This window comes from Pseudomonadota bacterium (assembly GCA_034660915.1).
Classification (GTDB): Bacteria; Desulfobacterota; Anaeroferrophillalia; order Anaeroferrophillales; family Anaeroferrophillaceae; genus DQWO01.
Window position 1 is genome coordinate 1 of the sequence record JAYEKE010000127.1, and the last position, 12,400, is coordinate 12,400.

Below are 12,400 nucleotides of genomic sequence, written 5' to 3' on the forward strand. Positions count from 1 at the left end.
GCTCATAGCCTGTCTGCCGACAGGCAGGCGGTATTGGCCGCCGAACGAATCACACGATGTGATTCGCGGCGGACGCCTCGGAAGCCGGCCTGTCTGCGTGCGGCACGCACAGGCAGGCCATGGACGGCCGGCGAGAATGAGCGAGAGCCATGCCGGAACATCCCTGGAGACTTCTTTCAGCTATTTTCAGAGCAACTCAGAAAGTTGGGATATATTGCTTTATTTACTCTTTTCCGGAGCCTTAAGCTCTGCCGCCTTTTCCCCGTCGATCCCGGATTTTTGAGAATCTTTGCCATTTTCTGCTCCCTTTTGCCCTTTCTCCTCAGTCTGGCAAAAATCAGCCGGATCATGGGCAAAAAAATGACCGAGCAGCCCGTTGATCCTGAATATCCGCTGATCGTCTTCCAAGCGGATATAACTATGCATGAAATCAGCCGCCACCTTACCAACCACCAGACCCACCGTCCCGCCGGCAGTAACCCCATGCACCTGAATGCCCTTTTTATCATCAACCTGGTAGGTAGCAAATTTCTCCTTGCCGGAGGTCACCAGGCTGTCCAGCTTAAGGCTCTGCAGGGCCGTCAGGATTTGCCGGACCATTTCCTCTTTTACTTTGCATACCGTCATTTCCACCAGTTGCCAGTGGTCATCTTTTTTCACCAACGTTACCGGGTTTTTCCCCGGGGCAGAAAATTCCAGCCGCTGCCAGGTGGATGGTTCGGCCGCCGCAAACGGCTGTTGCCCGGTGTTTTTATGCCGCCCCTCATCCTCCCGGCTCATAAACCAATAAAAAACGCCACAAACCAACAACAAAACAATTACCAGTACGGTATTTTTACTTTTCATTGCCAGACCCCTATCTTGATCCTTGCTTTTTCCTGATCAGTATTCATTCGAAAACTACTTATTTCTCCAATAACCGGGCCACCCGTTTTTTAATCCGCCGACGGCGCCACCGCCAGTGCAGCAGGCCGACCAGAATCAGCAGAAACGGAACCAAAAGGATATCGGCATAAACCATCGCCTGCTGCATGGCCGGTTCTATTTCTTTCAAAGGCCTATTTCCCATCCCCCGGGAGCGGATGCCAATCAACCCTTCATCCTGGAGCAACCAGTCAACACTGTTAAAGAAAAATGAGGCCATCAACCCGTCCAGGTAATCATTCTTCATAAAATCACTGCAGCCTACCACAATCAATCTACCTTTATCCGTGGCCTTCATCAGAGACTGCTGCAATTCCTCCACCGGGGGAATATTATTTTTATTCTCGCTATCAATAGTCTTATCAACCTGTTCCTTAGTCTTGGCCTCACCCTCCTTGCCGGACGGTTTCTCTTCATCTTTCGCCGCCGGCTGTGGCAGGGGATGATCGGCAAAATAGCTGGAGAGCTTCCCGGTTACCGTGGCCGCCACCACGTAAGGCCCCTGGTTGAAGCTATCTACGTCATGGTTTTTATAAGGGTCGATATCGAAACCTTTGGTTTGCAGTTTACTTTTGGATGATGAACGAACCAGCCAGGTAAATACGCCCGTAATCCCATCAAGGGGAGCAACGGTGCTGACAAAAGGGAAGTGGAGACTCTGGAAATCAGAGACCATCACCTGGCTGCGGTTCAGGTCCACCAGGTTGGGGAAAAGCGGATAGTTCACCATATTGGAAACCATGAACTGGCCCTGGCGGCTCTGGATTGAAATTCGTTCATTCCGGGCATCCATCAGCAGATCCGGGTTAATGGCTACCCCATAGGCATGCAACAGCTCATCAAGATTATTTTCCTGATTTTTCCAGGCCATCATTGCCTGCAGATTACTCCGCAGCGGGCTGGCAAAAAAAGCCACCCCCTTTCCGGCCATCACATAGCGATCAATAAGGAAAAATTGCCAGGTGGTTAATTTTTTCCGCGGGGCCAGCACCACCAGGGCATCCGCCAGATCATCCAGCTCTTTGGTTTTTTCCAGATCGAGAAAAACCAGCTTGTACTGTTGTTCCAATACCTGAATCACCTGGCTCAGGTCACGTTGAACCATGGGAACATTACCGGTGGCAATGGCCACCCGCGGTTGACGGGTAGAGGTCAATTTCCGGATCAGGCTGGTTATCTTGTAGTCCAGGTCATCGGTTTTCTGTACATAAGGTATCACCTCACTTTTATCCTGATAATAAATGGCCATCCCCAGGAAGCAATTTTTTACTTCCAGTTTATTACTGGAAACATCGGAAAGCTGAATCTGGGGAATCCCCAACTGCTTCATCTGTTTTTCTACTTCCGGGTCCAGATCCGGATCAATGAACTCATAGTGCAGGTTCCGGCCGGCAAAGACTTGATACTCCTCCAGCTTCTCGCCGATGAAACGCCGATATTCACTATAGGGAAAAGGCAACTCAGTAGAAAAATAAACTTTCACCTGCAACGGATCTTTGAGCTTATGCAGCAACTGTCTGGTATACTCAGGAACGGTGTAGATCCGCCCTTCACTCAGGTCAAAACGTTTATAAACCAGCTGGGAAAGCAGATTAACAAAAACCAGGATTCCCACCAGCGCCAGCAGGGCAATCAGAGCGTTAAAGCCGTATTTTCTTTTAGCATCCATGGCTTATCCCCTCCACTTGCGACGCTGGACATTGTAAAGAGACCAGCAGAAAAAGAGCACAATCACACTCAGATAATAAGCCAGATCGCGACTGTCTATAACCCCGCGAGATAATGCCTTAAAATGGTTCTCCACACTCATATAACCGGCAACCCTGCCAATGGTTGGGGGCATCCAGGCAATGAATTTATCGATAATAAAAAGAAAGAATGAAACCAGGAAACTTAAAATAAACGCCGACAGCTGGTTTCTCACCAGGCTGCTGGCCCAGAGCCCCACCGCCATAAACGCCGCCCCCATGAGCAACAGGCCGAAATAACCGGTAAACAGGGCACCGAGATCAGGTTTCCCCAGGGCGATAATAGTCAGCATATAGGGAAAAGTCAGCAGTACAGCCAGCGACATGAGCAGCAGGGCCGCACCATATTTCCCGGCCATAACCGCGAAAGAGGTCACCGGATAGGTGAAAAGCAGCTCCGCGGTACCATGTTTCTGTTCTTCAGCCAGCAGCCCCATACTGATGGCCGGCACGAAAAAAACAAACATCAGCGGCGCCATGCCGAAAAAACCACGCAGGGAAGCCTGCTGATCAAAAAAGAGATTAGCGGCAAAAAACCAGCCGCAAATCAACAGATAGACCACAATCACTATATAAGCGACCGGTGAGTTGAAATAAGAAGACAACTCCCGACGGCAAATCGTCAAGCCTTTTCTCATACCGCCCTCCTGACTTGCTCATCATCCATGGTATCACCCAGAGTCAACTGTTTAAAAATATCTTCCAGGCTCAGGCGCTGCCGATAGAGTTCCAGCAGGGACCAGTTTTCACCCCGAATCACCTCATATACCAGCTCCCGAAGATCACCTTCAACCCCATCCCGCCCGGTAATCAGCAGGCTTGTCACTCCCACCTCACCGCTTTCCGCCACCTCCACCCTTGCAACCACCGGGATGGCCAGCAGCTTTTCCTGACAATCATCCGGCTTCCCTTTCAGCTGCACCCGGATAATTTCTTCACCGCCGGTCCGCGCCGCTAATTCATCAGCAGAACCATCAGCCACCAGTTTCCCCTGGTTCATGATCAAAATCCGATCACAGGTACTCTGGACCTCAGGCAGAATATGGGTACTGAGAATCAAGGTTTTTTCACTGCCCAGGGTTTTAATCAGCTGTCTTATCTCGCCAATCTGGTTCGGATCCAGACCCGAAGTGGGCTCATCAAGGATCAGGACCGGAGGATCATGAACGATGGCCTGAGCCAGACCCAAACGCTGACGATAACCTTTGGAAAGCTGGCCGGTATTTTTCTCCAGCACCTCCTCCAGGCCACAAACATCAATCACCGACCGCAGCCGATCCCGGACCCGGGCCTCCGGGACTTCCCGCATGCGGACGACAAATTGCAGGTGATCCAGGACGTTCATTTCATCATAAAGCGGGTTATTTTCCGGCAGATAACCAATGGAACGACGCACTGCCAATGACTCCGTAAGGACATCATGGTCGGCCACTGAAATGCTGCCACTGGTGGGGGCCAGGTAGCCGGTCAACATTTTCATCGTCGTACTTTTGCCGGCGCCATTGGGCCCCAGCAGACCGAGAATCTGGCCTTTGGGAACTTCAAAAGAAATGTCATCAACTGCCGGTTGATGGCCATAATATTTGCTCAGTGAAGTTACGGTAATCATAAAGCTCCTCTACAGGCATAAGACTGTCTTGAAAAATTTACGAAAGCAGAAGAATATAATCTCTACATTTTTTTTGTCAAGAAGAGAAAAATTAATGAGAAAAAAATTATTTTTTTATTTTTTTGTCATTTTTCCCTTGACATCAACTTTTTCACCTGCTAAATAATACTAAATTCATTTAGTTAATACTTTAAATACAATTATCAAGGAGGCCCGATCATGTGTATGAAAATTGAATTCCCTTGTCAATGCGGAGAAGAAAAAGCTCAATTCAATAATTTGAATAATATTCTGCCGCCTTCCGTAATTGAGAAAGTTTACTGCCCGGAATGCAGTGGAGAGGTGACGGTAAACAATGACACCATGCTGGTGGACAACGGCTGGATCATCGAATATGACATGGAGCAGGTAAAATTTCTGCTGGCCAAAATGGAGATCCCGGCAGGACAGATAACCCCGGAATTTGTTTTTGACGAGCGTTATTCAACCTGGCAGGGGGTCACCCCCACCGACATGGTTGAAAGTATCAGGGAACGGGAAGAAATAGTTAAACTGGCCAAAGTAGACAAGAAGAAATATGTCGAAACCATTAAATCCTGGAGCATTAACCGAATGCAGGCCTTCATGGATGCCGGCTGGCGGAAAGCTCAGCCCCGATCGGCGTAAATAAAGCATTTCATAACCCCCTCCTCCATTTGCAGGACCAGCGTGGATTAACCAACCCGCTGGTCCTTCTCTATTGTAAATATTCGGGTACTACTTCCAAATTGTCTCGATGTGGGGGCAGAATTCAATTCTGTCCCCGTTCGAAGCACCCCAAGGGCACTTCCTCACTGTCGCTCAGGGTGTAAGCGAAGCAAAGGTGCAAACCAGTGTGACAAGCAGGCAAAGCATTCCGTGAGAAATAAGAAAAAATTGTATGTTTTTTCTTGCCGCATGATAAGACAGCATGTTAGAAAAGCTGTATGTTTATTCATTTAAAACCGCTGGGGGAGGAAGTTTCCTGCGAGCCCAATCTTTCTATCCTTGATACTTTACAAAAGAACGGTATTGATAGAATTGAGTCAACTTGCGGCGGCAAAGGGATCTGTGGTAAATGCAAAGTCAGAATTATTGCCGGGAAGGTAAGCAAACCGACTGGGCAGGAATACCAGCTTCTCACCAATGATGAACTTGACAACAACATCCGCCTCGCCTGTCAGACTTACCCGCTGGAATCAGTTACCCTGAAAATAGTTGCAGACTTGATCAAGGCCCAGTACAAAACCCAGCTGGGCATGGAACTTGGTGGACTGAAGGTTAATGCCAACAGCAAAAAGATCTATCTGGAATTGCCCCGGCCGTGCCTTACGGATCAAAGAGCAGACGTTGAACGTCTCTTTTATGAACTAAAGCAGAAAAAATTTTCCGCGGCAGAAATCGCGCCAGGTCTTCTACCGGCGCTAGCCAAAATTTTAAGAAAATCCGAATGGAAGATAACGGCAACCCTGACCGGTAACCGGGTGGTTGACATTGAAAAAAAGGATACTACCAAGGATAATTACGGTATAGCCTTTGACCTTGGCACCACCACGGTTGCCGCCTATCTTCTGGAGCTTAATAAAGGTCGCCTGCTGGGTCAGGCAGCCATTTCCAACCGCCAGGGTATCTTTGGCGAAGACGTGATGACCAGGATAGACCGGGCCCACGACGGGGAGCTGAATAAATTGCAGCAAGCCGCGATCAGCTCCCTGAACATTCTCCTTGACCGGTTGACCAGTGAAACCGGTGTGCAGCGTAAACATATTTATGAGGCAGTGATTGTCGGTAACACCTGCATGCATCATCTGTTACTGGGGATTGATCCCTATCCCGCCGGGGTTGCCCCCTTTACGCCGGTAATCAATAATGCTCCGGACGTAGCGGCCGCTTTTCTGGGGCTTGAAATAGCACCGGAAGGAACAGTCCATCTGCCGCCGGTGGTTTCCGGTTTTGTCGGTGCCGATACTATCGCCGACGTCCTGGCTTTGGATTTTGACCGTGAGCAACCGCCCCATCTAATGATAGACATCGGGACCAATGCCGAGATGGCCCTGACTGTGGCCGGAGATATCCTGGCCTGCTCTGCCGCGGCCGGACCCGCCTTCGAAGGTGCCAGGATCAATTGCGGCATGCGGGCGGCCCCCGGCGCCATAGATCGGGCGGTAATACAAAATAACGCTTTGCAATGCCACACTATTGATGACCAACCGGCCAAAGGTATTGCCGGTTCCGGTCTGATATCCGTGGCCGCCGCCCTGAAAAGAGAGGGATTGATGAACACGCGGGGCGCCTTGCGGCAAAAAGCCATCCCGGCCGGAATGCTGGACAAAGACCATCGGGGCATCATACTGGTTCCAGCAGACCGGACCGAATCCGGAAAACAGCTGATCCTCACCTGGAAAGACATCGGTGAAGAACTTGTCATGGCCAGGGCAGCGATTCAGACCGGGATTGAAATTCTGCTCAAGGAAGCGGGTATTGATTGTCACTCTCTGGCAAAAATCAGTATTGCCGGAGCTTTCGGTAATTTCCTGGATATTCGTGATCTCCTGGCGACAGGACTGCTGCCCGACATCCCCGCGGAAAAGATTTCCGGGGTCGGGAACGTTGCCGGTAAAGGTGCGGTCCAGATACTGATGTCAGTGGATGAGAGGCAGCGGGCCAAAAAACTTCCCGAACGGATCAGGTATCTGGAATTGTCTAATTATCCTGATTTCAACCGGATGTTTTCCCGGAATATGAAAATGCGATCGACCTGCGAAAGATAAATTAAAAATTGATGGCACAGTAAAATCGTCAGATTTAAGGCAGGCAAAAATGAAAGAAATTTTTCATAACTGGTAATTGATTTCAGGAGTTAATTATGAGAAAAATCGCCCAGCGCACAGTACAGGAAACAAGTTATGCCCAGTTGGATGCTGGTGGTATAGTCTCAATCCATGAAACTTCTTTAGCCATTCTTGAATCAACCGGTATCAAGATTGAGTTGCAGGAGGCCCTGGATCTGTTCCGTCAGGCCGGAGCCAGGGTCGAAGATAATGTCGTTCATATCACCTTCGGCCTCCTTGACAAGGCCCTGGACTCTGTTCCTGCAAAAATTGTTCTGGCTGCACATGAAAACAAACCGCCATTAATCGTCGAAGGCACTCAATCATTTACCGGAACCGGTGGAGCCGCTCTCAACGTGTTGGATATTGAAACCGGCGAGTCTCGCCTGTCAACTCTCAAGGATATTTACGATATTGCCCGTCTTGTCGACCGCCTTGACAACATCGATTTTTATGTCCGTCCCGTGGTTGCTCAGGATGTTCCCCGGGAGCACCTTGATGTCAATAAATATTATGCCGCCCTTGCCGGGACGCAGAAACATGTGATGGCCTCGGTTTACAGTGAGGAATCGGCCCGGGATATCATTGAAATGGCAAGCCTGATGTGCGGCGGTTTCGATAACCTGCGCGACAACCCGGTTATTTCTTTTATTACTTCCTGCTGCCTCAGTCCCCTGTGTATGGATCCCGAGACCACCGCGATTATGACGGAGCTTGTCCGCAATAATATGCCGGTGGTAATCGGCACGGCTCCCATGGCCGGCAGCACATCCCCGGTAACCATGGCCGGCACCCTGGCCCAGATGAATGCCGAATTGCTGGCCGGCATTGTTTACAGCCAGCTGGTCAATCCAGGAGCCCCGGTGATCTATGGGGCGGTACCAGCCATTGCCGACATGCATACCGGCGGCTTTTCAGGAGGAGCGGTCGAATACGGCATGTTAAACAGCGCCGCCGCCCAGATGGCCCAGTTTTACGACATCCCGGTCTATAACTCGGCCGGGGTTACCGACAGCCGTACTCCTGATATCCAGGCAGGATATGAAAAGGCCTTTTCACTCATGCAATCCGTCCACTCCGGTGCCAATCTCATTCACCATGCCGCCGGCATGCTTGATTCCTTGAAAACCGTTGCCTATGAACAATATGTTATTGATAATGATATCATTTGCATGGCTCGAAGAGCCAACCGCGGAATTATAATTGATGAAGAAAACCTGGCGCGGTCAGTGATTCAGAAAGTAGGTCACGGCGGCACCTATCTGACCCAAAAACACACGAAAAAGAATATGCGCCAGGCATTCATTTTCCCGCGCCTGGCGGACAAAAACACTCCCCGTGGAGAAGACGACGAACCTCTCGATGCCAGAGAAAGGGCAAGACGGATCGCTCGTGACTTGCTGGCTGAAGAACATCCAGATCATATCCCCGCTGATATCGACAAGGAGATACGCAAGCGTTTTACTATTCTTCTGGAAGGACGAAAGCCATGAAAATTTCGATTTGCCAGACGGAACCAAAACTTCTTGAAATTCAGACCAACCTTGAAGAGATCATCACTAAAATCAATAAATATCGGGAACTCGGCTCACAGCTTATCGTCTTTCCCGAACTGGCCCTGACGGGATACTTTGTCGGCCCACGTTACCATGAAGTAGCGCTGAAAGTGGATTCTCCGGAAATCAAGCAACTGGTTGCCGCCACCAGGGGCACTGCCGCAATCGTCGGATTTATCGAAGAGTCACGTTCAATGAACTTTTACAATGCCGCTCTGGTGGCGGTGGACGGCGAGCTTCAATATTGCTGCCGTAAACTGAATCTGCCTAATTATGGCGTTTTTGAAGAAAAAAAATATTTTTCACACGGCAAGAGAATATCGGGTTTCAAACTTAATGGGTTCAATATCACGGTTTTTATCTGCAACGATCTCTGGCATCCATCTCTTCCTTACCTCGGTATTACTCAAAAGACTGACATAATGGTTACCATATTCAACTCCTCACAGGGCTCAATGGGCGATGAATTCTGCAATATTGAAAGCTGGGGGATTATCAACACCTTTTATTCGAGAATTTTTGGAATTTATAATATTTGCGCCAACCGTGTCGGCTATGAAAGGCCGCGAAAACAAAGAGCCAAAGACAGGAAAGGTGAAGAGGTTGAGGATCTGAACAATAATGATTATTTTCGGTTCTGGGGGGGGAGTGAGATTATTAATCCTTTTGGTAAGCGTGTCGCCCAGGCCTGCCTGCACGAGCCGGATGAAATTTCCGCGGAGATAGATAAAGATATGCTGCGGAAAAAGAAAATATTACTTCCCTACCTCCGCAATGATGACCCACACTTCACCCATCGGGAACTCTCAAGGATATTATATACAAAGAAAAGATGATAATCGAGCATCGGCAGCCCGGAGACAGTAGGAAAAACCTTATAACCTTGGACCTTATACCTTGCATTACATTATGACTCAACTTTCTGAGTTACATTGCCAGGTACATATTAGCAGGATGTTCGGGCTTGGCTCATAGCCTGTCTGCCGACAGGCAGGCGGTATTGGCCGCCGAACGAATCACACGAGATGATTCGCGGCGGACAATCGGGGACATTGCTTTAGCGCGCCCCACAGTCTAACTGTTTTTAGATCAACTCAGAAAGTTGAGATTATGATAAAAAAAGTACCGTTCAATTCAGCTTAAGGAATATTTTTATGTTATTACGTCTTGGTCTTATAATAATGTGGCTGATGGTTGGCCTGCTTTTCAGCGGCTCCTCCTTTGCCGCGGGGGAGGCAATCTCCAGGCCTCCACTGGTAGAAAGCCTCCGTCTGACCCGGCCACTTACATTTTGTGGTGAGGCAGTGCCGCTGAATGATCCTGAGGTGCGGGAGCGGATGGAAAAAGAGCTCCTGCTGTCGCTCTGGGATCGGGATCAGGCGATTTTATGGCTAAAGCGATCCAGCCGCTATTTCCCTTTTATCGAAGCCATGCTTTCCCGAGCCGGTCTGCCTGATGAACTGAAGTACGTCGCCCTGGCCGAGAGCGCCTTGAGACCGCATGTTGGTTCACCCAAGGGAGCTATCGGTTTCTGGCAGTTTTTACCGGCAACCGGCCGTCGCTATGGCTTGACCGTCAACAGGTTCATCGATCAACGAAGGAACCTGGCCGCTTCAACCAAGGCCACGATAGCTTATTTTTCGGCGCTTTATACAAAATTCGGCTCCTGGAGTTTGGCGGTGGCGGCATTTAACATGGGGGAGGAGGGGCTGCAGGCGGAAATCCTGGCCCAGGATAGCAACAACTTCTACCGCCTCTACTTGCCGCTGGAAACCCAACGTTACCTGTTTCGAATCCTGGCGGCCAAACTGATCATGACCCAGCCGGAGCGCTACGGATTCCACTTGCAAAACGAGGATTATTATCCTCCCCTTGAGTTTATGACCATCGAAATGACCTGCTACGAAGAAACCAGCCTAACGGTAGTAGCACAAGCGGCACAGACCAATTTCAAGCGGATCAAAGACTTGAATCCGGAGTTACGCGGTCATTATCTGGCACCGGGAACCTACACGTTGGCTATCCCCGAAAACACGCCCCCGGGGTTTCAAGAGCGTTTCAACCAGGGCCACCAAAAATGGAGTCAAAAGAGAAAAGAGCGGCTCTATATAGTCAAGCCCGGCGATAATCTCTCAACCATTGCCGAACAATTTCGCGTCCCCCTGCCCGCGATTCTGATATGGAACCACATCGACCTCAACCGCCCGATTCATCCTGGTGATCGTCTGATCATCTACCCGGTTGGTCATCGTACCGACAGCCGCTGAAAGCGGCTGGGGAGTGCTAATCATTAACTACACTTGACGATTGGGTAAAAAAAGAAATATACTTGCAGCCGCCTTAAAAAAATATCCGCCAAGGAACCACCAATCCTCATGAGCACCAAAAACCTCGATCAGCTTTTCACCCCCGGCTGCCTGGCAGTGATGGCGGATTTCTGCCCAGGAAGCTATAAAGAGCAGCTGCTGATCAACAACCTGTCACAACTGGACAATCGGCACCGGGTCTACTTTATCGCCTCTTCCTGCCTGCCCCCCGAAATTAAAGGCATCCAGGTTGGCAGCCTGGAACAGATTGATGAACCCATTGATATCCTGATGTTTGCCCGGCCGCTGTCCATGGTCACAGAAATTTTCCGCTGCCGCAATATTGACGCGGTTGCCAACCTGGTCCTGCTCGGTTTTACCGAGGAAACTTCTCCGGAACTACAGCGGGAAATACTAAACCAAGCCCGCCGGCATCGGATCAGAATTCTCGGCAGCAACTCCATCGGTCTTTTGATTCCCCGGCAACATTTGAATGCTTCCTACCATTCGACTATGCCCCACCAGGGAAAGATCGCCCTGATCTCCCAGAGCGGGGCATTAATCACCTCCATTCTCGACATCGCCCGGGAACAGCATATCGGTTTCAGCCACGTGGTCAGCATCGGCAGCCTGCTGGATATCGATTTCGGCGACCTGATTGACTACCTGGGCGGCAATGAACAGATCGCCATCATCACTCTTTACATGGAAAATATCAAAAACGTCAAAAAATTCCTCAGCGCCTGCCGTTCCGTATCGCGGGTAAAACCAATTATCGCCCTCAAGAGCGGTCGTCATCCCCAGATACAATCACTTATTCAGCTGCGGAATACCAGCAACCGGGGGGTTGGGGACAGCGAAGTTTATGAAAGCGCCTTCCGCCGGGCCGGCATTATCTCGGTGGAAAACATCGAACAACTGCTCACCGCGGCCACCAGTCTTTCAAGCAGGAATATCCCTTACGGCAACCGTTATGCTCTGATCACCAATTCCGAGGCCCTCGGGATTTTTGCCATTGATCAGCTGCTAAGCCGAAAAATGCCGCCGGCGGTAATTGATGAAAAGCTCAAAAACCGGCTGGAAGCAACCATCCCGGTGCCGGAAACCGGAGTTAGTCCTATTGATATCGGGGCGACGGCTGACAATCAGCATTTCATTAAAACAATCACCGCGGTCCTGGAATCAGGCAATTTCGACACTCTGCTCATCCTCATGGTTATCAACGGTTTTATCAAACCTCAGGAAATCGTCGCCGAGGTAGAAAAAATCCGTCTGCGATCTCCAGTCAGAATATTCTATGCCTGGCTGGGAGGGAGCACATTTCACCGGCACAAAGCCCGGGACTTCATGCAGGATGACATCCCGGTTTATTCCAGCCTGGTGGAAGCCTTAAGCGCCTACTTTTACA

General features: G+C 49.9%; 11 protein-coding genes. 6 read left to right on the plus strand and 5 right to left on the minus strand.

Annotated features, from left to right (window positions below):
* Positions 1 to 2: 2 nt before the first annotated feature.
* Genes U9P07_07900 through U9P07_07920 form a run of 5 tightly spaced genes read right to left on the minus strand, consistent with a single transcriptional unit; the run spans position 3 to position 4,281 of the window.
* Entirely contained in the window at positions 3 to 161 is a 159-nt protein-coding gene (locus U9P07_07900) for a hypothetical protein (GenBank protein ID MEA2109326.1), read from the minus strand.
* Positions 162 to 219: 58 nt separating this feature from the next.
* Complete coding sequence (locus U9P07_07905) at positions 220 to 846, minus strand: DUF4340 domain-containing protein (GenBank protein ID MEA2109327.1); 627 nt, start codon at positions 844 to 846, stop codon at positions 220 to 222.
* Between the two features lie 58 nt (positions 847 to 904).
* Entirely contained in the window at positions 905 to 2,593 is a 1,689-nt protein-coding gene (locus U9P07_07910) for a Gldg family protein (protein MEA2109328.1), read from the minus strand.
* Positions 2,594 to 2,596: 3 nt separating this feature from the next.
* Positions 2,597 to 3,310: an ABC transporter permease gene (locus U9P07_07915; GenBank protein MEA2109329.1), complete on the minus strand. Its 714-nt coding sequence runs from the start codon at positions 3,308 to 3,310 to the stop codon at positions 2,597 to 2,599.
* Complete coding sequence (locus U9P07_07920; GenBank protein ID MEA2109330.1) at positions 3,307 to 4,281, minus strand: ATP-binding cassette domain-containing protein; 975 nt, start codon at positions 4,279 to 4,281, stop codon at positions 3,307 to 3,309. The genes U9P07_07915 and U9P07_07920 overlap by 4 nt, the downstream gene beginning before the upstream one ends.
* A gap of 219 nt (positions 4,282 to 4,500) precedes the next feature.
* On the opposite strand from U9P07_07920, the gene U9P07_07925 reads away from it, so the two are divergent.
* The 6 genes from U9P07_07925 to U9P07_07950 all read left to right on the plus strand — a co-directional run.
* Positions 4,501 to 4,947 carry a hypothetical protein gene (locus U9P07_07925; GenBank protein MEA2109331.1) on the plus strand — a complete coding sequence of 149 codons (447 nt, stop codon included), beginning with the start codon at positions 4,501 to 4,503 and terminating at the stop codon, positions 4,945 to 4,947.
* Positions 4,948 to 5,246: 299 nt separating this feature from the next.
* Positions 5,247 to 7,070 carry an ASKHA domain-containing protein gene (locus tag U9P07_07930; protein ID MEA2109332.1) on the plus strand — a complete coding sequence of 608 codons (1,824 nt, stop codon included), beginning with the start codon at positions 5,247 to 5,249 and terminating at the stop codon, positions 7,068 to 7,070.
* Between the two features lie 95 nt (positions 7,071 to 7,165).
* Complete coding sequence (locus tag U9P07_07935; protein MEA2109333.1) at positions 7,166 to 8,623, plus strand: trimethylamine methyltransferase family protein; 1,458 nt, start codon at positions 7,166 to 7,168, stop codon at positions 8,621 to 8,623.
* Entirely contained in the window at positions 8,620 to 9,522 is a 903-nt protein-coding gene (locus U9P07_07940) for a nitrilase-related carbon-nitrogen hydrolase (GenBank protein ID MEA2109334.1), read from the plus strand. The genes U9P07_07935 and U9P07_07940 overlap by 4 nt, the downstream gene beginning before the upstream one ends.
* Before the next feature lie 318 nt (positions 9,523 to 9,840).
* Positions 9,841 to 10,953, plus strand: coding sequence for a transglycosylase SLT domain-containing protein (locus tag U9P07_07945; protein MEA2109335.1), 1,113 nt, complete (start codon positions 9,841 to 9,843; stop codon positions 10,951 to 10,953).
* Positions 10,954 to 11,061: 108 nt separating this feature from the next.
* The coding region (locus U9P07_07950) for a hypothetical protein (protein ID MEA2109336.1) at positions 11,062 to 12,400 on the plus strand (1,339 nt) is incomplete at its 3' end.